Genomic DNA, 22,178 nt, shown 5'->3' with positions numbered 1-22,178 from the left:
GGACTCGTTCCGAGGCGCACGGTCAATACAGCGTCTGCTTGGTCCGCTCTGGCATCTCGCGGTCGTAGGCCGTGCCATCGAAGGCGCCGTCGCTGATGTGCTGCAGGATTTGCCCGGCGCTCGGCAGGGTCGACCGCGCAACGAAGCGATCCGGGTCCCATAGCGCCGAGCGCACGAAGGCCTTGGCGCAATGGAAATAGGTCGTCTCGATCGTCACCAGGATCACCGTCTTCGGCCGCTTGCCTTGGACGATGAAGCGGTCGAGCAGATCGGGCTCGGTGGAAATCGCCGCGCGGCCATTCACCCGCAGCGTCTCTCCCACACCAGGGATGATGAACAGCACGGAAATGCGCGGATCGCGAATGATGTTGCGCAGATTGTCGACGCGGTTGTTGCCCGGCCGGTCGGGGATGGCGAGTGTCCGGTCGTCCAGGATTTGCACGAAGCCGGGCGCATCGCCCTTGGGCGAGCAATCCAGCCCTTCCGGCCCGGCGGTCGCGATGACGATGAAGGGTGAAGCCTCGACGAAGGCCCGGTAATCGGCGTTGAGCGCCGGGATTTCCTTGAGGATCGAGCGCGGATTGGCCGGACCGTACAGCGCCTCCAACTCCTCGAGCGTCGTGATCATCCAGCCCCTCCCACCTCTTTCGGTGACACATAGCCCGGATCGTGGGTGAAAGGCAGGGGCGCGCCGCTGCGCAGCGCCGCCAGCACGGCCGCGAAATCCGTCGCCGCCCGAAAGCCCAGTTCGCGCTCGGCCAGACGCGCGTCATAGACCCGACCGATGGAGCGCGGCAGGGACCAGCCGCGTGCGGCATAGAGGGCCGGCGCCTCCGGGAAATGCCGCGCGATGACGGCCGCCGCATCCTGCTTCAGCGCCGTCGCCTCCGCCCGCTGGAAAGGCGTCGGCGCGGAGATGACATAGGTGCCGAAGCCGATGACGGGCGCACGCTCCAACGCGCGGAGATGCGCTGCCGCCATGTCCTCCACCGTCGCACGACGGTTGAGGAATTCGTTCGCCTTGCGGTTCTCGCCCGACAGATCGCGATCGGTGTCGTCCTCCTCGGGAAAGAAACGCGCCGTGCGCAGAACGATGCAGTTCAGCCCATGGCCGAGATGATGCATCCGGCACAGGCCCTCGGCGCCGAGCTTGGTGACCCCGTAGACGTTCCGCGGCGCCAACGGGCCGCTGCTCTCGTCCAGCCAGACGGCATGGTCCGCCTCCTCGCGCCGGATGGCGTCCGAGATCATGAGCGAGGTGGTGGAGGTGAAGACGAAGCGGTCATGCCCTGCCGCGACGGCGGCTTCCAGGAGATTGAGCGTGCCGGTCATGTTGACGTCGATGAAGGCCTGCGCCGGGTCGCGCGCGATGTCGGGCTTGTGCAGCGCAGCCGCGTGGATGACCGCCTCAGGTCGATGCTCCGCGAAGACGTGGCCGATCAACGCCCGGTCCACGACCGAGCCGAGAACCTGCGTCTCCGCCCGCGGCGCCACGTCGAGACCGACCACCGCATGGCCCGCGGCCCGCAACCGCGGTCCGAGATAGCGGCCGAGCCAGCCGGACGATCCTGTCAGCAGAACCCGCATCGGTCCTCGTCAGTGCTGCGGCGCCAGCTGCGCCTGGAAGAACGCCAAAATTGCGTCGTCCATCTCAGCATGAAACTCAAGCCGGTCGAAGCCGGGCGGGTCAACACAGATGGGCGCGGCAAGCCGCCGCAGGGTCGCGTCGCACGGCACAAGGAAGGAGAAATGGGCCGCACCCTTTACCGGGTGCAGATCGGGTGCTGCAGGCAGGTCCCGTGCCATCGCCACCACCTCGCCCGGCACGACGCCGTCGCCACCATATTGGGAGGCCCAAATCTGCGTCGGCACGTGAATGGCGGCCAACCCCGAAGCCGGAAAGATGCGGCTGAGCACGGGGTCCGCCAGCACCGCCGCCCGGATGCGCGGGTCATGCGGCATGGGGTTCGGCAAGCGGGCGCCCGCCTTCACCTGCAGGCAGGTTTGTATCTTTGGATAGTCGGCACACACCGCCCGCAGCCGGCCAGTATCCGGCTGGCCGCCAATGAGGACGAGGCCGGTGAAACCACCACGGGAAAAGCCATAGAAGCCGATCCGCCGCGGATCGATGCGGGCGTGGTCCGGCCAAGCGGACAGCATGTAGTCGATGAGCCGGCTGATATCGGCCGGGCGCCGGCTCCAGACCTCCAGGGCATCGGCATGGGTGCGATCGGGAATGCGGCCACCATCTTCCGGATGATCGATCGCCGCCACGACGAAGCCGGCATTCGCGAGCCGCTCCGCCAGATCATGATGGCTGAGGGACCAGCCACCGACGCCGTGGGAGATGACGACGAGCGGCAGGCGCTCGCCCACCACGGGGCAATCCCGCACGCCGGGGATGGTCAGCGGGCCGGCCTGCACCTGTCCAGCGGGATGGGCGCAGGGGGTCCAGATCACGCCGGTCATCGCCGGCTCGGCCGCCTTGGCCGGTATCGTGATGAAGCGCAGGCCGGCAGCATGGGCGGTCAACGGCAGCAACAGCAAGACGGCCAGAAGCCATCGCATGGGGAACCCTCCTCGTGGCGAATGCCTCCGGCATGGACGGGCGCGCTCGGATCCGCGACCTGGATCCTGTTTTCGGTCGTCCGGCATCGCGTTCTCGGTCATAGATTCCGCCATGCCCATGGTGCCCCTGCCCTTCGTCCTCGCCTTGCTGCTCGGCCTCCTGCTGCTGCGGATGCTGCGGGCGGAACAGGCTTCGGCCAACCGGTGGATGATCGCTCTGATCGGCGCCTATGCGGTGCAGGCCGTGCTGATCGGGTTGCACTGGGGTTACGGGCTGCAGGCCGTGCTGCCCTTGCAGAGCATCATGGCGGCGGCCCTCCCGCCACTCGCCTGGCTCGCCTTCCGGAGTTTCGTGACCGCGCAGCCGCCATCGGCGCTGCATGCGCTGCCGCCGCTCGTGCTCGCGGGACTCTGGCTGACCGCGCCCTGGATGATCGATGCCACGCTCGCGGCCATTTTCGTGGGCTACGGCATCGCTCTGCTGCGGCTCGCCTGGCGCGGAGCCGATGCCCTCACCTGCGCCACTCTCGACGGCAGCATTCCCGTGTCGGTGGCCCTCTGGATCACGGCGATCAAGGCGCTGCTCTCGCCGATCACGGATTTCGCGATCAACCAGGATCTCCTGCATGATGATGGCCGCAACGCGGGCTTCATCTCAGGCTTGGCGAGCATGATCTCCATCGGCCTGCTCAGCGCCGCGGCCGCCTGGGCGGGTAGACGCGCACCGGTCCCCGTGGCTCCGTCCGCACCCACCGCCGTCGCGGAGGCTCCTGTTGCGGGTGAGGGCGATATCGCCATCGTCGCGGCCCTCGATGCGCTGCTCCACGAGCGGGCGCTGCATCACGACCCGAACCTCAGCCTCGAACGCTTGGCGCGCCGGCTGGCCGTGCCAGCTCGGGCCGTCTCGAGCGCCATCAACCGCGTTCGCGGCATGAACGTCTCCCAATACGTCAACGGCTTCCGGGTGGCCGATGCCTGCCGCCTCCTGGCCGAGACCGAGATGCCAGTCACGCAGGTGTTCCTCGCGGTCGGCTTTCAGACGAAATCCAACTTCAACCGGGAGTTTCTGCGGGTCACAGGCCGCACCCCCACGGCATGGCGGGCGCAGGCCCTGGCTCCCGCGCGCCTCGGCCCGCACCCTGTCCTCGAACCTGCGGGTTAGAGCTTCCGTGACAACGGGCCGATGGCCTATCAGCAGGAACTCCACCCACGCTTGCCGGAACGGACCCTCGCATTGCCCGACATCGCCCCTCCTCCTGCGCTGACCGCCCTCATCGTCATGGGTGTCTCCGGCAGCGGCAAATCCACGATCGCGGCCGACCTCGCCCAGCGTCTCGGCTGGCCGATGATTGAGGGGGACGACCTGCATCCAGCCGCCAACATCGCCAAGATGAGCCAGGGCATTCCGCTCACCGACGCGGACCGCACGCCCTGGCTGGAAACCATCGCTGCGCGGATCGACGATTGGCGGCGCGCGGGGCAGCAGGGCGTGGTTACCTGCTCCTCCCTCAAGCGCGCTTATCGGGACATCCTGCGCGCCGGCCATAAGGACGTCCGCTTCGTCTACCTCAACGGCAGCTACGATCTGCTCTATGGGCGGATGCAGCACCGCACGCGCCACTTCATGCCGCCCGCCCTGCTGCAGAGCCAGTTCGACACGCTGGAAGTGCCGGGGCCGGACGAGGCGATCGCCGTCTCCATCGACCAACTGGAGCAAGCGGTGGTGGACGAAGCCTTGAAGCAGCTCCAGCTTCCCTGAGGGCATGCCATGACCCCGACCCGCGCCCTCATCGTCGTCGATATGCAGAACGACTTCATGCCCGGGGGCGCGCTCGCCGTGCCTGGAGGCGACGAGATCGTCGAGACCATCAACCGCCTGGCCCAGAGCTTCGAGACCGTGGTGCTGACGCAGGATTGGCACTGCCCGGGCCATAGCTCCTTCGCCTCCAGCCATGCCGGGCGACAGCCCTTCGAGAGCTATGACGCCTTCTACGGCCCGCAGGTGCTGTGGCCGGACCATTGCGTGATGGGCAGCCATGGTGCGGACTTCCACCCCAAGCTCGCCATCCCCCATGCCAGCCTCATTCTCCGTAAAGGCGGCCACAAGGCGGTGGACAGCTACTCCGCCTTCCTCGAAGCCGACCGCGAGACGCGCACCGGGCTCGACGGCTGGCTTGCCGCGCGCGGCATCACCGAAGCGGTGGTCTGCGGTGTTGCGACCGATTTCTGCGTCGGCTGGACGGCCTGTGACGCCCACCACTTCGGCATCAGCGCGTCCGTGGTGCCGGATGCCTGCCGCGGTATCGATCTCGATGGATCGATGGCCCGCGCTTATCGAAACATGGACATCGCCGGGGTCAATATCGTAACGATATCGCAATTGATCGGATAGGGATCATTAAGCTCCGCATCGCCACCCGATGCCGGAGTTGCTAAATTGTTCCCATTCGCGCAGACTCCGACTGGTAACCGCCGCACCCCGAGTCGCGGCCGCTTCTATGCCCTGAGAGGGATGAATTATGGAAAAGACCAAGGCTCTGGATGCGGCCCTCGTGCAGATCGAGCGGGCCTTCGGCAAAGGCTCCATCATGCGCATGGGGTCCAAGGGCACCGATGAGCAGATCGAGGTCATCCCGTCCGGCTCCATCGGTCTCGACCTCGCCCTCGGCATCGGCGGCATGCCGCGCGGCCGTATTGTGGAGATCTATGGCCCCGAAAGCTCGGGCAAGACGACGCTCGCGCTGCACGTCATCGCCGAGGCGCAGAAGCGCGGTGGCACCTGCGCCTTCATCGACGCCGAACACGCGCTCGATCCGGTCTATGCCCGCAAGCTCGGCGTCGACGTCGACAACCTCCTGATCAGCCAGCCCGATGCCGGCGAACAGGCCTTGGAAATCGCCGATACCCTGGTCCGCTCCGGCGCGATTGACGTGCTGGTGGTGGATAGCGTGGCCGCCCTCGTGCCGCGCGCCGAACTCGAAGGCGAGATGGGTGACAGCCATGTCGGCCTGCATGCCCGCCTGATGAGCCAGGCGCTGCGCAAGCTCACCGGCTCGGTCTCACGCTCGAAGACCACCTTCATCTTCCTCAACCAGATCCGCCTGAAGATCGGCGTCATGTTCGGCAGCCCGGAGACGACGACAGGCGGCAATGCGCTGAAGTTCTACGCCTCCATCCGCCTCGACATCCGGCGCATCGGCTCCATCAAGGAGAAGGAGGAGGTGATCGGCAACGAGACGCGCGTGAAGGTGGTGAAGAACAAGCTGGCGCCCCCCTTCCGCCAAGTCGAGTTCGACATCATGTATGGCGAAGGCGTCAGCAAGATGGGCGAGGTCATCGACCTCGGAGTCAAGGCCGGCATCGTCGAGAAGTCCGGTTCCTGGTACAGCTTCGACAATCAGCGTATCGGCCAGGGGCGGAACAATGCCCGCCAGTTCCTGATCGACAATCCTTCCGTCGCGGATGCCATCGAGTTGAAGATTCGCGAACAGGCGGGCATCGTGGTGAACGCCATGACGACCGATCCTACGGGAGACGAGCTTGAGGCTGCCGAATGAGACTGAGCCCGCTACGGCAGAGATCGCCGTCGACACCCTGACGGAGGAAGACCACGCGCTGATCGAAGCGGCGCGTGCAGTCCTCAGAGAGCATTATCGGCCCTTCTGGCACATGGTCTCCGCCGCCATCCGCGGACGCGACGGGCGGATCTGGACCGGCATCCACCTCGGCGCGACCGTCGGTCGCATGCAGGTCTGCGCCGAGCCCGTCGCCCTCGGCCGCGCCATCCTCGAAGGCGACGGCACCATCGCCACGGCCGTCGCCATCCGCCACCCGAAGGCCGAGGAAGCGGATCAGAGCCTTGCCGTCGTTTCTCCCTGTGGCGCCTGCCGGGAAATGATCCTCGACTATGATCCGGATGCGCAGGTGATCGTGCCGGGGCTGCTCGCCCCGCTCAAGATGCCGATCCGCGCGCTGCTGCCGCTGCCCTATCGCCGCTGACCGCGGCTCTGCGCGTTTCGGCGTATGGCGCGAGCGGTGAAACCGGCTGAGGCTACCCCCATGCTCATCGCCCAGCTTTCCGATCCGCATCTCTGCCCGCCGGGTCAGCTCTACCAGGGCCTCGTCGACTCCAACGCCATGTTCGCGGCCGCGCTCCGGCATCTGCGCAGCCTGGATCCGGCCCCCGACCTCGTGCTGCTGACCGGGGACGTGACCGAGACCGGGACGCCGGACGCCTATGCCCTGGCGCGCGAGATGATGGCGGATCTCACCCAGCCGGTCCTCGCCATCCCTGGCAATCATGACGAGCGGCAGGCATTCAAAAACACCTTTCCCGCCCAACCCTACACGGCGGGCAGTGGCCCGCTGCATTGCGACCTGACTCAGGGGCCCCTGCGCATCCTCGGCCTCGACATCACCGTGCCGGGTGAGCATCACGGCGCGATGGACGAGGCCGCCTGCGCCTGGCTGGAGGCGCGCCTCGCGGAAGCGCCGGACCAGCCGACCCTCCTCATGATGCACCAGCCGCCGGTGGCCAGCGGCATGGGCTTCATCGACGACTATTTCTGCCGCGATGGCGATCGCCTTGCCGCCATTCTCGCCCGCTATCCCGCGGTGGAGCGCGTGCTCTGCGGCCACATCCACCGCTTCATGCAATGCCGCTTCGGCGGCACCCTGCTGCTGACCGCGCCCAGCACGACCACGGCCATCGCCTTGCGGCTGGCGCCCGGCGCCGAACCCGCATCCTTCCTCGAACCCCCCGCCCTGCTTCTGCACCAATGGCAGCCGGGCCTCGGTCTCGTGACCCATTACAGCCCGATCGGCAGCTTCCCCGGCCCCTTCGACTTCTTCTGAGCCGCCCCTGCCGCTGAAACTCACCTGCGCCATGCTTCTCGGACGCTGGCGAAGTGCCGGTCTTTGGGTTAGCTCAGGCGGATGCGCTACCTCTCCACACGCGGTCAGGCCGAGCCGCGAGATTTCGGCGGTGTTCTCCTGGCGGGTCTCGCCGAGGATGGCGGGCTCTTCATGCCCGAAACCTGGCCGGAGCGCTCCGCCGCCGAATGGCGGGCCCTGCGCGACCTGCCCTATGCCGAGCTCGCGGCCCAGGTGATCCACCCCTTCGTGGGCGAGACCATGAGCCTCGAGACCCTGCGCATGCTGTGCGACCGGGCCTATGCGCATTTCGACCATCCGGCGCGGGTGCCCCTGGTCCAGCTCGACCATAACCTCTGGGTGCAGGAGCTGTTCCACGGCCCCACCCTCGCCTTCAAGGACATGGCGCTGCAGCTGCTCGGCCAGCTTTTCGAGCATGTGCTGACGGAGCGCGACGAGACGGTCACGATCGTCGGCGCCACCTCCGGCGACACCGGCTCGGCGGCGATCGAAGCCTGCCGCGGCCGCGCGCGCATCAAGATCGCGATCCTCCATCCCGAAGGCCGCACCAGCGAGGTGCAGCGGCGGCAGATGACGACGGTCGATGCCGACAACGTCTTCAACATCGCGATCGACGGCACCTTCGACGACTGCCAGGACATGGTGAAGGGCCTCTTCGCGAATGAAGCCTTCCGCGGCGAGATGAAGCTGACGGCGGTCAATTCCATCAACTGGGCGCGCATCGCAGCACAGATCCCCTACTACGTCGCCTCGGCCCTCGCCCTCGGTGCGCCGGATCGCGAGGTCGCCTTCGCCGTACCCACCGGGAATTTCGGCAATGTGCTGGCCGCTTGGGCCGCGCGCCGGATGGGCCTGCCGATCTCCAAGCTCGTCATCGGTTCCAACCGCAACGACATCCTCAGCCGCTTCCTCGCCGCCAACGACATGACGGTGCGGGGGGTGGAGCCCAGCCTGTCCCCCAGCATGGACATCCAGGTCAGTTCGAATTTCGAGCGGCTGCTCTTCGAGCTGGTGGATCGTGATCCCGCGGTGACGGCGCAGCTGATGCAGGATTTCCGCAAGACCGGCCGCATGCCCGTGCCTGATGCGGCCTGGAAGCAGGCTACCGCGCTTTTCCAGGGCCTGGCGCTGAGCGATGCCGAAACCACGGCCGCCATCCGCCACATCCATGGCGAAACCGGCTACCTCGCCGATCCCCATACGGCGATCGGCATCGCGGCCGCGCAGCAGGCCCACCTCACCCGGCCAGTGCCCGTCATTGCCATGGCGACCGCCCATCCCGCCAAATTCCCCGATGCGGTGAAGGCGGCGACGGGCATCCGCCCTTCCCTGCCGCCCCGGCTCGCCCATCTCATGACGGGCGAGGAACGCTACACCACGGCGCCGAACGACCTCGCCGCCGTCGAGACGCTGCTGCGCGGCTTCGTCGGCCGCAACGACCATTCTTGAAGGACGTCCGCATGAGCGATGCCATCCGCGTGGAGACCCTGCCCTCCGGCCTCACCGTCGTCACCGAAGAGATGCCCCGGGTCGAGACCGTCTCCTTCGGCGCCTATGTGGCGGCCGGCACGCGGCATGAGCAGGCGGCGGAAAACGGCGTCTCCCATTTCCTCGAACATATGGCCTTCAAAGGCACGGAGACCCGCTCGGCAGTCGCCATCGCCGAGGAGATCGAGGCCGTGGGCGGCCACATCAACGCCTATACGGCCCGCGAGCAGACCGCCTATTACGTCAAGCTGCTGAAGGAGGACATCGCCCTCGGCGCCGACATCATCGGCGACATCCTGACCCATTCGAGCTTCGAGCCGGAGGAGCTGGAACGCGAGCGCGGTGTCATCCTGCAGGAAATCGGCCAGGCGAACGACACGCCGGACGACATCATCTTTGACCATTTCCAGGAAGCGGCCTTCCCCAATCAGCCGATGGGCCGCCCGACGCTCGGCACGGAAGAGGTCATCCGCGGCATGCCCCGGCATGCGCTGACCAACTACATGCGGGCCCATTACGGCACCCGGAACGTCGTCGTCGCAGCGACCGGCAAGCTCAAGCACGAGGAGGTCGTGCGGCTCGCCGAGCGCCACTTCGCCGACCTGCCGACCTCGGCGGTTCCTGACGCGATCCCCTCGGACTATTGCGGCGGCGAGTTCCGCGAGGCGCGCGATCTCGACCAGGTCCACATCGTCCTCGGCTTCCCCTCGGTCTCCTATAGCCATCCCGATTTCTACGCGGCGATGATGCTCTCCACCCTGCTCGGCGGGGGCATGTCCTCCCGTCTGTTCCAGGAAATCCGCGAGAAGCGCGGCCTCGTCTATTCCATCTACGCCTTCACCGCGCCTGCGATGGATTCCGGCCTCTTCGGCATCTATGCCGGCACCGGCGAGAGCGAGGCGGCCGAGCTGATGCCCGTCACCCTGGAAGAGCTGCGCCGCGTCCAGCTCGACGTGACGGAGACCGAACTGCAGCGCGCCCGCGCCCAGGCCAAGGCCAGCATCCTCATGTCCCTGGAAAGCACCGGCAGCCGCTGCGAGCAGTTGGCCCGCCAGCTTCAGGTCTATGGCCGCATCGTGCCGGTGGAAGAGATGGTGGCCCAGATCGAAGCCGTGCGCACCGAGGATGTCTGCCGCACTGCCGCCGGCATCTTCCGGCAGACCCCGACCCTTGCCGTGCTCGGCCCCTGCAGCAAGGTGCCTGGCCTCGCCACCATTACGGAGACGCTCGCCGCATGACCCAGGACGCCGAGACGCTCGCCGATCTTCTGACAGCCGCGCGCCGCGCCGGTGCTGATGAGGCGGATGCCGTCTATTTCGCCGGCACCTCGCTCTCGGTCAGCCGCCGTCTGGGGCAGATCGAGCATGTCGAACGGTCGGAAGGGCGTGATCTCGGCCTCCGCGTCTTCGTGGGTGAGCGCTCGGCCATCGTCTCGGCGCCGGGCCTCGACCCGGCGCAATTCGCCGATATCGCGGAACGTGCGGTGGCCATGGCCCGGTTGGTTCCGCCCGACCCCTTGAGCGGTCTGCTCGATATCACGGCCTTTCCAGCCCTCGACCTCGACATGGAGGACAGTGCCGAGCCGGATGTGGAAACGCTCGCCGCGCGGGCGGGGGCAGCCGAGGACGCGGCACTTGCGGTCGCCGGCATCACCAACAGCGAAGGCGCGGATGCCGGCTACAGCCGCACAGAAGCCGTGCTGGTGACGAGCCGCGGCTTCGCCGGCAGCTATCGGCGCACCGGCTACTCTCTCTCCGCGACTGCGCTGGCCGGCACCGGCACGGGCATGCAGCGCGACTACGACTATACGAGTGCCGTGCACCAAGCCGATCTCGACGACCCGGCAGGGATTGGCCGCCGCGCCGCTGAACGGGCACTGGCGCGTCTCAACCCCACGCGCCCGAAAACCGGGACACTGCCGGTGGTCTATGACCCGCGCGTCTCCGCGAGCCTGGTCGGCCATCTCGCCGGCGCCGTGAACGGCGCTTCCATCGCGCGCGGAACCAGCTTCCTCAAGGAGAAGATGGGCGCGCGGCTCTTCGCGCCGGGCACGCTGATCCGGGACGATCCGCATCGCAGGCGCGGCCTGCGCTCCCGTCCCTTCGATGGCGAAGGCCAAGCCACCGCACCGCTCGACATCATCGCCGATGGCGTGCTGCAGAGCTGGGTGCTGGACGGGCGGAGCGCGAAGCAGCTCGGCCTGAAGACGACCGGCCATGCCGCCCGCGGCACCTCCGGCCCCCCCGGCCCCGCCACCTCCAACCTCTATCTCGCCGCGGGCAGCCTCAGCCCCGAAGAGCTGATAGCCGACATCCGGGAAGGGCTCTACGTCACGGAGCTCATCGGCTCCGGCATCAACGGCATCACGGGCGACTACAGCCGGGGTGCGGCCGGCTTCATGATCCGCGACGGCCAGTTGGCCGAGCCGGTGGCGGAAATCACCATCGCCGACAACCTGATCGGCATGTTCGCGCGGATGGTGGCGGCGAACGACCTGCGCTTCATCCGCGGGACCGATGCGCCCACGATCCGAATCGACGACATGACGATGGCCGGGGCCTAAAAAATCTGGCTCCGCCTCACCATATCGTGACGACGAACCATTGAAGGAGTGTGTGCGCGTCATGCGCCGGTATCTGATCATCGCGGCCGCCGTTCTTCCGCTGCTCGGAAGTGTCGGTATCGACCAGGCGGAGGCCCGCCTCGGCGGCGGGCATTCGATGGGCAGCCGCGGCAGCTTCACCTATCGCCCGCCGCGGCCGACGCAGATCGCGCCCGGCGCCGCACCCTTCGAGCGCAGCCAGACGCCGAGCTACAGCAATCGTGGCTTTGGCGCGCCCGGCGGCTCCTTCGCCGCGCGTCGGCCGTTCATGACGGGACTGCTCGGCGGCTTCCTTGGCGCCGGCCTCTTCGGCCTGCTCTTCGGCGGCAGCTTCATGCATATGGGGCTCGGCTTCGGCGGTCTCTTCGGCCTGCTGATCCAACTGGTGCTGATCTTCTTCCTCGTCCGCTGGCTGATCCGCCTCTTCGCCGGCCGGCGGGGCGGGATGCAGCCCTCGATCTATGGCCCTGGCCCAGGGGCGCGGCCGGGCCGCGCCTTCGGCGGCCTTGGCCCGGCGCAGGAGGCCGTGGGCCCCAGCGTCGCCCCGCTGCAGCTAACCGCTGCCGACCGCCAGGCCTTCGCCCAATGCCTGACCTACGTCCAGCAGGCCTGGGGCGCGGGCGACCTGCGCGCCATCTCCCAGGCGGCAACGCCGGAACTGATGCGCTATTTCGAGGAGCAGGCGCGGACCCTGGCGCGCCAGGGCTGGCGCAACCGCGTCTCGGATGTCCAGGTGGAGGCGATGGAGCTCTCGGAAGCCTGGAGCGAGGGCGATACTGATTTTGCAACCGTCGCCATGCGCTTCTCGATGATAGACGTCACGGAAGATATGGCTGGTCGCGTCGTCGATGGCGATCCGAACGTCCGCGCCCTGGTGAGCGAAATCTGGACTTTCACCCGGAGGCGGGGCAGCCACTGGATCCTCGCGGCCATCCAGCAGACACAGTAGCCCGACCTGACGGCGCGGAGCGCGTTACGGGGCGAACAGGCGCAGAGACGTGATTTGCCAGCGAGGCACGTCCTTACGATGTCTGCGCCTGGGTCGAACCCCAAAGGGAGCGCGTCGCCATGCATCAGACCTTCGACTGGATCTTCTTCGCGATCGTTGGCATTCCGTTTCTTCTGGGCATCATCGAGCTGATCCACCCGAGCCGCTGACCGCACTCAGGGTCTCGCCTGCCGGGCTGAGTGGGCGAGACCTTTGCGCGAAATCCGCGCCTGCCCAATGGCGTGCGCGCGGGATCTGCCATAAGAATCGGCTTCGCAATCAACGGAGCCTGCTGCATGTCCGGTCTTGGTCTAACCCCGGGTCTGCCGGGTCCGGGAAGCGCCCCCGCCCACCGCTGGGGCTGGTTCGTGACCCTTGGAATCGTCCAGATCCTCATCGGCCTCTTCTGCTGGATCGACGTGGTCGCCGCGAGCCTCGCGGGCGTCCTCCTCATCGGCGCCCTTCTGGTCGTGGGGGGCATCTTCCAGATCGCCCATGCCTTTGCCATGCGCGGCTGGAGCGGTTTTCTGCTCTACGTGCTGATCGGCATTCTCTACGTGCTCGGTGGCTTCCTGCTGATGGCGGAGCCGGTGCAGGGCTCCCTGATCATCACCGTCGTCATCGCCGTCCTGCTGATCATCAGCGGCATCGCCCGGCTGATCGTAGCAGTGACCCACCGCCACATGCCCGGTCTCTGGCTGGTTGTGCTCAGCGGCATCGTGAGCTTCATCGTCGGCGTACTCCTGTACGCAAGCCTGCCGTGGTCCAGCCTCTGGGTGCTCGGCACGCTCATCGCGATCGAGCTTGTTTTCCATGGTATCGCCTGGGTGCAGTTCGGACTCGCCCTCAAAAAGCTTCATCGCCCAGTGTGATGGTAATCACGATCAAATTTCGTATATAGCATTATTTACTTTTAGACTGCGGGGATGCCCCTATACTGCCTCCAAAGATGAGGCTCAGGAGCATTCTCGCATGGTCACCACCGTCGGCCAGCCTGCAGAGGCGGCGGATATTCTTTGGTTTCTCCCGACGCATGGCGACGGCCGCTACCTCGCCTCGGATATCGGCGCGCGGCACGTCACCCTCAACTATCTGAGCCAGATCGCCCGCTCGGCCGACGAACTGGGCTATTTCGGCGTTCTGATCCCGACCGGCCGGTCCTGCGAGGATTCCTGGGTCGTCGCCTCCGCCATGATCCCGCTGACCGAGCGGCTGCGCTATCTCGTGGCGGTACGCCCCGGCCTGTCCGAGCCCTCGATGACCGCCCGCATGGCGGCGACCTTAGACCGCATGTCCGGCGGCCGGCTGCTCGTCAACGTCGTGGCGGGCGGAGATCCCAGCGAACTCAAGGGGGACGGCGTCTGGCTCGACCATACCGAACGCTACGAGGCGACCGATGAATATCTGACGGTGTGGCGCCGGATGCTCGCGGGCGAGACCTTCGATTTTACCGGCAAGCACATCAAGGTGGAGGGCGCGAAGCTGCTCTTCCCGCCCGTGCAGCAGCCGCATCCGCCGCTCTATTTCGGCGGCTCCTCTGGGACGGGCCAGGCCGTCGCCGCGAAGCATGCGGACGTCTACCTCACTTGGGGCGAACCGCCGGCCGACGTTGCTGACAAGATCGCCGCCGCCCGCGGGGCCGCCGCGCAGCAGGGCCGGACGATGAGTTTCGGCATCCGCCTGCACGCCATCGTCCGCGAGACCGAGGAAGAGGCTTGGTCTGCGGCAGCCGACCTCATCCGCTATGTCGATGACCGCGCGATCGAGACGGCCCAGAAAGCCTTCGCCCGCTTCGATTCCGTCGGACAGCAGCGGATGGCGCAACTGCACAAGGGCCGGAAGGACAATCTCGTCATCAGCCCCAATCTCTGGGCCGGTGTCGGCCTCGTGCGCGGCGGTGCCGGCACGGCGCTCGTCGGCAATCCGCAGCAGGTGGCCGACCGCATGAAGGAATACATGGCGCTCGGCATCGACCGCTTCATCCTCTCCGGCTATCCGCATCTCGAGGAATGCTATCGCTTCGCCGAACTCGTCTTCCCGCTGCTGCCACTGAAGAAGACGACGGGCAACGCCGCGGCGGCGGCCCGCAATGCCGGGCCTTTCGGCGAGGTCATCGCCAATGTCGCGGCGCCCTCCCGCTTGACGGCGGCGGGATAATGGGCTCGGCCCGCGGCTGACAAAGGTAAGATCTGACACTAACCTGAGAGAGCCTGGCCGGTGTCAGCACTGCCTCAGAGGGGCTATCAGTCCCCAGGCAGAGCGGAGGGAAGTTTAAAGTCGCCAAGGTGCACTAGATGATCGCCCTCGATGCGATAGTAATGCTCAGCGTCGGTCCCTTCTCGTTCGTCTAGCCGTCCGCGCAGAATGAGCAGGCTGCTGTCCAGACGGAATCCGAACCTGTCGACGTCATAGTTGAAGTCGATGGAGGCACAACACACGCTGCCGGGCAGCCAGATAACCCGGCCATCGCGCTTGTCGAGAGCCGCCCCCATCTCGCAGTCTGTCCCGCAGCCCCAGGTCGCAAGCACGAAATGGCCCGCAAAATTTGTCGGCGTCGCGTAGGCCTGACGCAATCTTGTCCGAAAGCTCCAGTCGTCCTTTGTCCGCAGCTGCAAAGGGGAAACACGATATGCTTCTTGCCCTACGGGAAACCGGCTGAACGGTATTGCCGGGACTGGATTAGGGATGGTTGGCTGCGCTCTCGCAGAGACTGAGACCAGGCCCATGACCACGGCGCCGACGACGGAGAAGGCAAGGCGCCAGCTCCAATCATGCCACAGAGACATTTTCATCGTCGTGCGCCTCTGCCTTCATGTTTCACGTGTCACGCTGCAAAAAGGGCTGCCGGGTTACCCCGGCAGCCCTTTTTGACTCACGGGAAACGGTGGAAAGGAGGATTACTCCACCTCCTCCGGCTCTTTCTCGGCCCCACCTTCCTCGCTACCAGGTCGGCTCGCGGAGGGCGACGGCGCCTCGGTGATCTCGAAATCGAGCTTCCCGTCCTTCAGGCCAACCTTCACCGATCCGCCCTTGGCCAGCTTGCCAAAGAGCAGTTCCTCGGCCAGCGGCTTCTTGATGGTCTCCTGGATCACGCGGCCCAGCGGCCGCGCGCCATAGAGCTTGTCGTAGCCACGCTCGGCCAGCCACTCCTTGGCGGCGGAAGAGAGTTCGATCGTCACGTTGCGGTCGGCGAGCTGCGCTTCCAACTGCATGACGAACTTCTCGACGACGCGGGCGACCACCTCCTGGCTCAGCGCCGCGAAGGGGATGACGGCATCGAGGCGGTTGCGGAACTCGGGGGTGAACATGCGCTTGATCGCATCCTCGTCCTCGCCCACCCGCACCTCGCGGCCGAAGCCGATGGCGGCCTTCGCCATGTCGGCGGCACCGGCATTCGTCGTCATGATCAAGATGACATTGCGGAAGTCGACCGTCTTGCCGTTGTGATCGGTCAGCTTCCCGTGGTCCATCACCTGCAGCAGGATGTTGAAGAGATCGGGATGCGCCTTCTCGATCTCGTCCAGCAGCAGCACGCAGTGCGGATGCTGGTCGATGCTGTCCGTCAGCATGCCGCCCTGATCAAAGCCGACATAGCCCGGCGGCGCGCCAATGAGGCGCGAGACGGAATGCCGCTCCATGTATTCGCTCATGTCGAAGCGGATCAGCTCGATGCCGAGCACGCTCGCCAGCTGGCGCGCGACTTCCGTCTTGCCGACGCCCGTCGGGCCGCTGAACAGGTAGTTGCCGATCGGCTTCTCCTGGTCGCGCAGCCCGGCGCGGGACAGCTTGATGGCCGCCGCCAGCGCGTCGATCGCCTGATCCTGCCCGAAGACCATGGAGCGCAGGTCCCGCTCCAGGTGACGCAGCGTCTCCTTGTCATCGGCCGAGACGGATTTGGGCGGGATGCGGGCGATCTTGGCGACGATCTCCTCCACGTCCCTGAGCGTCACGGTCTTGCGGCGCTTGTGCTCGGGCAGCAGCATCCGGCTCGCACCGACTTCGTCGATCACGTCGATCGCCTTGTCCGGCAACTTGCGGTCATGGATGTATTTCGCCGAGAGGTCGACGGCCGCGCGGATCGCCTCGTCCGTGTAGCGCACCTTGTGATGCTTCTCGTAGACCGTCTTGAGCCCGCGTAGGATGCGCACCGCATCGTCCGAGGTCGGCTCCGGAACGTCGATCTTCTGGAAGCGCCGCACCAGGGCACGGTCCTTCTCGAAGTAGTTGCGGAACTCCTTGTAGGTCGTACTGCCGATACAGCGCAGCGTGCCGGCGGCCAGCGCCGGCTTCAGCAGGTTGGAAGCGTCCATCGCGCCACCGCTCGTCGCACCCGCGCCGATCACGGTGTGGATCTCGTCAATGAAGAGCACGGCGCCTGGCTGGTTCTCAAGCTCGGTCACCACGGCCTTCAGCCGCTCCTCGAAATCGCCGCGATAGCGCGTGCCCGCGAGCAGCGCGCCCATGTCGAGCGAATAGATCGTCGACTTGGCCAGCACTTCCGGCACGTCGCCTTCGACGATGCGCTTGGCCAGGCCTTCGGCGATCGCCGTCTTGCCGACGCCCGGGTCACCCACATAGAGCGGGTTGTTCTTGGTGCGGCGGCAAAGGATCTGGATGGTCCGCTCGATCTCGGTCTCGCGGCCGATCAGCGGGTCGATCTTACCAGTCTGCGCCTTCTTGTTGAGGTTGACGCAGTAGTTGCTCAGCGCGTCCTGGCTGCGGCGGCTGCTCTTTTCTTCCTGATCGGGCGTTTCGGCGGAGGAGGCCTTCTCCTGCCGCGGCGCGTTCTTGCCCGGGGACTTGGCGATGCCGTGGCTGATGAAATTGACCGCGTCGAGCCGCGTCATGTCCTGCAGCTGCAGGAAGTAGACGGCATGACTCTCCCGCTCGCTGAACAGCGCGACCAGGACGTTGGCGCCGGTCACTTCGTCCCGGCCGGAGGATTGCACATGGATCGCGGCGCGCTGCACGACGCGCTGGAAGCCGGCCGTGGGCTTCGGATCGCCCGGGCGGTCCGTCGCGAGGCCCGCGAGATCCTTGTCGAGAAATTCGGTGAGATCGCCGCGCAGCTTGTCGAGGTCGACGCCGCAGGCGCGCAGCACGGTGGCTGCGTCGCTGTCCTCGGTCAGGCCGAGCAGCAGATGTTCGAGGGTGGCGTATTCATGCTTGCGCTCGCTGGCGAGGGACAGCGCGCGGTGGAGAGTCTGCTCGAGGTTACGGGACAACATGCCGACGCTCCTTTGTTACTCGTCGCTGGCCTCCGACCGCTGATCGGGCAGTCCTGCTGAAGCCAGCGAATGCCTGTCACCTAATGCGTCGGTCTAGCTTGCGAACTTGGCGAACCAGTCGACGAGATATCCTGCACTAAGATTATGTGCCGGGGCATTAACTTTTGCTCAGGGTCATTCTTTTTCGATGGTGCATTGGAGCGGATGCTGGTTCTGGCGGGCCAGATCCATCACCTGCGTCACCTTCGTTTCGGCGACTTCGTAGGTGAAGACGCCGCAAACCCCGACCCCGCGGCGATGGACATGCAACATGATACGCGTCGCCTCGTCGCGGGACTTCTGGAAAAATCGTTCGAGAACGTGCACCACGAATTCCATCGGGGTGTAGTCGTCGTTCAGCATCAGAACTTTGTACATCGCCGGCTTGCGAGTCTTGGTCCTGCTCTTGACGACGACGCCGGTTCCCGGCCCGTCTCGCCCGCCATTGCGCCTGTCGCTGTCGCTCATCGCGCTACCGTCTATCCCATCTCAAGAAAAAGAACCTTTAATGCCGCCGTGCCCGAGGCCGCGCAGCCTGCGCCGACAGCGCGATCCTGGCAGGTTCACACCAAACCATAGAAGCATGCGGTGCTTCGCGAAAAGAGTAGATTGCCCTGGCCGGTCGCTTGTGAAGGCTGCTCTCTGCACGCCGCGCATGCAATGCGTCCCGGTCAAGGCTGCCCGGCTGCGCCACGCGCCGGCCGCACGAAAAAGGGGCCCGGACTTGCGCCCGGGCCCCTTCGTCTCACGCGTCGGAAGCGGAAGGCTCAGACGGCCTTGCCGAACTTCTCGACAACCATGGTCATACGGCTCGAGATCGGCGCGATCGCCTGCTCGGCCAGCTTGAAGGAGGCGTCGGTGTACTTGCTGGACTCGGACATGCCCTTCTCGAGCGCCGAGCGGGCGAAGCCGACCTGCAGGTCCACCGCTTCCTTGAGCGACTTGACCGAGGTCATCGCCTTGAACGCGGCCATCGCCTCTTCGTAAGAAGCCTGAGCGGAGGCCGCCATCTGCTTCGACAGGTCCTGCAGCCCCGCCGACCAGATCTGGCCGGACTTGATCATCGCTTCCACGTTACCCTGGCTGAACGCCACGACTTCTTCGGCGGTCTTCATGGTTTTGGTCATCCCTTCCTGGAATTGCAGTTGCGACGCCTCGATCGTCGAGGTCGCCTTGGTCACGCCAGCTTCAGTCGCCGCCACCGCGTCCCCAGCGGCCGCCTCGGCGGCCTGCGTGGCCTCACCTACAGCCTCGGACATCGCAGCCTGCGCCTCGCTCATCGTCTCGCTCACCGCGGTCTCCGCCGTCTCGACAATCGTCGCGACGGGCCCACCTGCGGTCGTTCTCGCTCTCGCCATGCCATAAACTCCTCCGGCGACGGCCGAGCCCTTTCGCCTCTGCGCCCTCAAGGCGGGAACGGCGACGGCCTGACCGCTTCTGTTGCGATGCAGCAATCGGGTTCTACGCGCGTGATTCTCGAAGTTCAAGGCTTATTGTGCGGCGCACAACATTACAATTTCGCACCAAAATTTCACGGCGTCGCGATCGTGATCGAGTCTCATGTGAAATTCCCTGTCTAAGTAATTGCAAATCCGACAGACTTGCGTCAAAGCAGGGTGGGCGCCGGGCGGTGACGGTGCCGGCTGGACAGCGGCAGGATGATCGGATGGCTCGTAAACACGGGATTTTGAGAGCAGGCCTTGCGAAAATGACCGTGGTGGTCTGCGCTCTCGGCATCCTGAGCCTGAGCCTCCTGCCCACCGCCGGCCATGCTGCCCTACCCCCGATGAGCGCCGTCATGATTGATGCCAAGACGGGGCAAACGCTCTACGCGCAGAACGCCAACGCGCCGCGCTACCCCGCCAGCCTCACCAAGCTGATGACGCTCTATCTGCTGTTCGAGGCGCTGCGCGACCATCGCATCACCCTCGACACCCTGATGCCCGTCTCCGTCCACGCTGCCTCGGTCGAACCCGTGAAGCTCGGCGTGCGCCCCGGCGCGCGGCTGACGGTGCAAGAAGCGATCCTGGGCATGCTCACCCTCTCCGCCAATGACGCGGCGACGGCTGCCGGCGAGTTTCTGGCCGGCGGCGACGAGACCCGCTTCGGCGCTTTGATGACGCTGAAGGCCCACAGCCTGGGCATGACTCAGACGGTCTTCCGCAACGCCTCCGGCCTGCCTGACCCGGCGCAGGTGACGACGGCGCACGACCTCGCCATCCTGGCGCGCCGTCTGGTCGAGGATTTCCCGGAAGACTACCACTATTTCTCGACGCCAAGCTTCGTCTTCCACGGCCGGCTCATCAGCAACCACGATCATCTGCTGAAGTCCTATCCTGGCGCGGACGGCATGAAGACAGGCTACACCAATGCCGCCGGCCATAACCTCGTGACGAGCGCCATGCGGGACGGCGTGCGCCTGATTGGCGTCGTCATGGCCGCGCCCTCGAACGCCTATCGCGACCACGAGATGGCGATGATGCTGGATGACGGCTTCGCGCAGGAACTCGGCGGCAATGCCCGCATCGCCATGGTCAACGCCGCGGCCGCCGCCCGCCAGGCGCAGGCCCAGGCGACACCGGTGGTGCCGGCGACGGACCCGGCGGCCGGTCGCGCCCGCGTCCAGGTCGCCCGTGCGACCCCGGCGCGCGGGGCCGACTGGAACCTCGATCTCGGGAACTATACCGACAAGCGGGCCGCCTCGACCGCGCTGCGGATCGCCCAACGCGAAGCCGCGGGCGGTGTCGCCCACCTCGTGGCGCTCCGCACCAAGACCCGGAAGCCCACCTGGCACGCCTGGCTCGCCTCGGTCAGCGAAACCCATGCCCGCGCCACCTGTGCCGCGATGAACCATTACGGCCGCACCTGCGTCGCGCTGAAGCCGCAGGCCGGCCGCCGCAACCGCGAACTCGCCGAGCGCTGATCGCCTGACGGGCGCAGCCTCGCTCAGCCGGGCGGGAAGAGCACCCCGGGATTGAGCAGGCCCGAAGGGTCGAGCGCCGCCTTGATCCGGCGCATGGTCTCCAACTCCACCCCGCCGCGCCAGCTCTCCATCAGCCCCGTCTTGAGACGGCCGACGCCGTGCTCCGCCGAGAAGCTACCCTCGAAACGCTGCACCACGGCGTTGACCGCCGTCATCAGCACCTCCGAACGGGCCAGGAAGGCGGCGCCGTCCATGGCCTCGGGCTGCACCAGATTGAAGTGGATGTTGCCGTCGCCGAGATGGCCGAAGGGGGCGATGCGGAGCTCGGGCACCACCGCCTCCACCGCCGCGGCCGCCTCCGCGAGAAAGGCCGGCAGGGCAGCGAGCGGCACCGAGACGTCGTTCTTGACCGAGGCGCCCGCGCGCTTCTGCGCTTCGGCATGCTCTTCACGCAGCTTCCAGAAGGCCGCCCGCTGCGTCTCGCTTTGGGAGAGGGCCGCGTCTTCCAGATCGCCGGCTTCGAGCGCCGCCCCCAGCACCTCCTCCAGCGTCTCGTCCAGCAGGCGCTGTGCCTCCCCCTGTCCGGTGGAGGCATAATCGACCAGGACGTAATGCGGCGCCGCCGCGACCGGCAGCGCGATGCCCGGCACATGGCGCAGCACCAGATCGACCGATTGCGCGCTCATATATTCGAAGGCGTAGAGGGCACCGCCGTCGCGCCGGCGCAAGCGCGACAGCAAGGCGAGCGCCTGATCCACCGAGGCCATGGCGCAGAAGGCCGAGGTGCGGGCCGAAACGCCAGGCTGCAGGCGCAGGACGGCGGCGGTGATGATGCCGAGCGTGCCTTCGGAGCCGACGAAGAGCTGGCGCAGCGCGTAGCCGGTATTGTCCTTGTGCAGACGGCGCAGCCCGTTCCACACCGCGCCATCGGCCAGCACCACCTCCAGCCCGAGCACGAGATCCCGTGCATTGCCGAAGCGCAGCGTGTTGTTGCCGCCGGCATTGGTGGCGAGAATCCCGCCGATCTGGGCGCTGCCTTCGGAGCTGATCGAGAGCGGCAGCAGCATGCCCTCAGCCGCGGCCATCGCCTGCGCCGCCGCCAAGGTGACGCCGGCTTCCACCGTCATGGTCATTTCCACGGGGTCGATCGCACGGAGCCGCCGCAAGCGCTCCAGCGAAAGGACGATCATCCGGCCGTCTGCCGCCGGCGTGGCACCGCCGACCATGGAGGTATTGCCGCCCTGCGGCACGATCGGCACCCCCGCCGCGGCGCAGAGCCGGACGATCTCGGCCACCTCTTCAGTGGAACTGGGCCGCAGCACGGCGCGGGGGCGACCTTCGTAGAGGTGGCGCCAATCGCTGGCATAGCCCGCCATCTCTGCCGGGGCGGTCAACACCGCCCCCTCGCCCAGACGACCCGTCAGTTGCTGGAGCAGGACCTCCGTCATC

Annotated in this window: 21 protein-coding genes; 13 read left to right on the top strand and 8 right to left on the bottom strand. The window is 66.5% G+C overall.

The features are described from left to right. Window positions 1–22: 22 nt before the first annotated feature. From ACYQ6W_RS11375 to ACYQ6W_RS11365, 3 genes are read right to left on the bottom strand one after another with little or no spacing between them, the layout of a single operon-like run. Window positions 23–628, bottom strand: a complete 606-nt coding sequence (locus ACYQ6W_RS11375) for a pyridoxamine 5'-phosphate oxidase family protein (RefSeq protein WP_459675404.1) — start codon at window positions 626–628, stop codon at window positions 23–25. Next, a complete protein-coding gene (locus ACYQ6W_RS11370) occupies window positions 625–1,587 on the bottom strand; it encodes an NAD-dependent epimerase/dehydratase family protein (protein WP_459675402.1) in 963 nt (320 codons plus the stop codon). Before ACYQ6W_RS11370 ends, ACYQ6W_RS11375 begins: the two co-directional genes overlap by 4 nt. Window positions 1,588–1,596: 9 nt before the next feature. Next, a complete protein-coding gene (locus tag ACYQ6W_RS11365) occupies window positions 1,597–2,568 on the bottom strand; it encodes an alpha/beta hydrolase family protein (protein ID WP_459675401.1) in 972 nt (323 codons plus the stop codon). Window positions 2,569–2,680: 112 nt separating this feature from the next. Between ACYQ6W_RS11365 and ACYQ6W_RS11360 the strand changes: the two genes are divergently transcribed. The 12 genes from ACYQ6W_RS11360 to ssuD all read left to right on the top strand — a co-directional run bounded on the left by ACYQ6W_RS11360 (window position 2,681) and on the right by ssuD (window position 14,696). Continuing rightward, complete coding sequence (locus ACYQ6W_RS11360; protein ID WP_459675400.1) at window positions 2,681–3,730, top strand: helix-turn-helix domain-containing protein; 1,050 nt, start codon at window positions 2,681–2,683, stop codon at window positions 3,728–3,730. A gap of 51 nt (window positions 3,731–3,781) precedes the next feature. Beyond that, window positions 3,782–4,327, top strand: coding sequence for a gluconokinase (locus ACYQ6W_RS11355; RefSeq protein WP_459675399.1), 546 nt, complete (start codon window positions 3,782–3,784; stop codon window positions 4,325–4,327). Between the two features lie 9 nt (window positions 4,328–4,336). Beyond that, the gene (pncA, locus tag ACYQ6W_RS11350) at window positions 4,337–4,960 is read left to right on the top strand and encodes a bifunctional nicotinamidase/pyrazinamidase (RefSeq protein WP_459675398.1); all 624 of its coding nucleotides are present in this window, start codon (window positions 4,337–4,339) and stop codon (window positions 4,958–4,960) included. A 127-nt stretch (window positions 4,961–5,087) separates the two neighbouring features. Continuing rightward, the gene (recA, locus tag ACYQ6W_RS11345) at window positions 5,088–6,125 is read left to right on the top strand and encodes a recombinase RecA (RefSeq protein WP_459675397.1); all 1,038 of its coding nucleotides are present in this window, start codon (window positions 5,088–5,090) and stop codon (window positions 6,123–6,125) included. Then, a complete protein-coding gene (locus tag ACYQ6W_RS11340; RefSeq protein WP_459675396.1) occupies window positions 6,109–6,567 on the top strand; it encodes a cytidine deaminase in 459 nt (152 codons plus the stop codon). The genes recA and ACYQ6W_RS11340 overlap by 17 nt, the downstream gene beginning before the upstream one ends. Window positions 6,568–6,627: 60 nt before the next feature. Next, the gene (locus ACYQ6W_RS11335; RefSeq protein ID WP_459675395.1) at window positions 6,628–7,422 is read left to right on the top strand and encodes a phosphodiesterase; all 795 of its coding nucleotides are present in this window, start codon (window positions 6,628–6,630) and stop codon (window positions 7,420–7,422) included. An 81-nt stretch (window positions 7,423–7,503) separates the two neighbouring features. Continuing rightward, on the top strand, window positions 7,504–8,910 hold the full coding sequence (thrC, locus tag ACYQ6W_RS11330) for a threonine synthase (protein ID WP_459675394.1): 1,407 nt from the start codon (window positions 7,504–7,506) through the stop codon (window positions 8,908–8,910). 11 nt (window positions 8,911–8,921) lie between these two features. Continuing rightward, a complete protein-coding gene (locus ACYQ6W_RS11325) occupies window positions 8,922–10,187 on the top strand; it encodes a M16 family metallopeptidase (RefSeq protein WP_459675393.1) in 1,266 nt (421 codons plus the stop codon). Then, window positions 10,184–11,512 carry a TldD/PmbA family protein gene (locus ACYQ6W_RS11320; protein ID WP_459675392.1) on the top strand — a complete coding sequence of 443 codons (1,329 nt, stop codon included), beginning with the start codon at window positions 10,184–10,186 and terminating at the stop codon, window positions 11,510–11,512. The genes ACYQ6W_RS11325 and ACYQ6W_RS11320 overlap by 4 nt, the downstream gene beginning before the upstream one ends. A 61-nt stretch (window positions 11,513–11,573) precedes the next feature. Beyond that, window positions 11,574–12,500 carry a Tim44 domain-containing protein gene (locus tag ACYQ6W_RS11315; protein WP_459675391.1) on the top strand — a complete coding sequence of 309 codons (927 nt, stop codon included), beginning with the start codon at window positions 11,574–11,576 and terminating at the stop codon, window positions 12,498–12,500. A gap of 335 nt (window positions 12,501–12,835) precedes the next feature. Then, a complete protein-coding gene (locus ACYQ6W_RS11310) occupies window positions 12,836–13,411 on the top strand; it encodes an HdeD family acid-resistance protein (RefSeq protein ID WP_459675390.1) in 576 nt (191 codons plus the stop codon). A 100-nt stretch (window positions 13,412–13,511) separates the two neighbouring features. Then, on the top strand, window positions 13,512–14,696 hold the full coding sequence (ssuD, locus tag ACYQ6W_RS11305; RefSeq protein ID WP_459675389.1) for an FMNH2-dependent alkanesulfonate monooxygenase: 1,185 nt from the start codon (window positions 13,512–13,514) through the stop codon (window positions 14,694–14,696). Between the two features lie 86 nt (window positions 14,697–14,782). Here ssuD and ACYQ6W_RS11300 read toward each other — a convergent pair whose 3' ends face one another. The 4 genes from ACYQ6W_RS11300 to ACYQ6W_RS11285 all read right to left on the bottom strand — a co-directional run bounded on the left by ACYQ6W_RS11300 (window position 14,783) and on the right by ACYQ6W_RS11285 (window position 19,098). After that, entirely contained in the window at window positions 14,783–15,331 is a 549-nt protein-coding gene (locus tag ACYQ6W_RS11300; protein WP_459675388.1) for a hypothetical protein, read from the bottom strand. 105 nt (window positions 15,332–15,436) lie between these two features. Continuing rightward, the gene (clpA, locus tag ACYQ6W_RS11295) at window positions 15,437–17,767 is read right to left on the bottom strand and encodes an ATP-dependent Clp protease ATP-binding subunit ClpA (RefSeq protein ID WP_459675387.1); all 2,331 of its coding nucleotides are present in this window, start codon (window positions 17,765–17,767) and stop codon (window positions 15,437–15,439) included. 174 nt (window positions 17,768–17,941) lie between these two features. Then, on the bottom strand, window positions 17,942–18,274 hold the full coding sequence (gene clpS / locus ACYQ6W_RS11290) for an ATP-dependent Clp protease adapter ClpS (RefSeq protein ID WP_459675386.1): 333 nt from the start codon (window positions 18,272–18,274) through the stop codon (window positions 17,942–17,944). A gap of 299 nt (window positions 18,275–18,573) precedes the next feature. Next, entirely contained in the window at window positions 18,574–19,098 is a 525-nt protein-coding gene (locus tag ACYQ6W_RS11285; protein ID WP_459675385.1) for a phasin family protein, read from the bottom strand. A 416-nt stretch (window positions 19,099–19,514) separates the two neighbouring features. On the opposite strand from ACYQ6W_RS11285, the gene ACYQ6W_RS11280 reads away from it, so the two are divergent. After that, a complete protein-coding gene (locus tag ACYQ6W_RS11280; protein WP_459675384.1) occupies window positions 19,515–20,729 on the top strand; it encodes a D-alanyl-D-alanine carboxypeptidase family protein in 1,215 nt (404 codons plus the stop codon). A gap of 23 nt (window positions 20,730–20,752) precedes the next feature. Here ACYQ6W_RS11280 and ACYQ6W_RS11275 read toward each other — a convergent pair whose 3' ends face one another. Further along, the gene (locus tag ACYQ6W_RS11275) at window positions 20,753–22,177 is read right to left on the bottom strand and encodes an FAD-binding oxidoreductase (protein WP_459675383.1); all 1,425 of its coding nucleotides are present in this window, start codon (window positions 22,175–22,177) and stop codon (window positions 20,753–20,755) included. Window position 22,178: the final 1 nt, after the last annotated feature.

The sequence above is a fragment of the Acidisoma sp. 7E03 genome, assembly GCF_054665075.1.
This window is presented reverse-complemented; position numbering and strand designations above follow the sequence as displayed.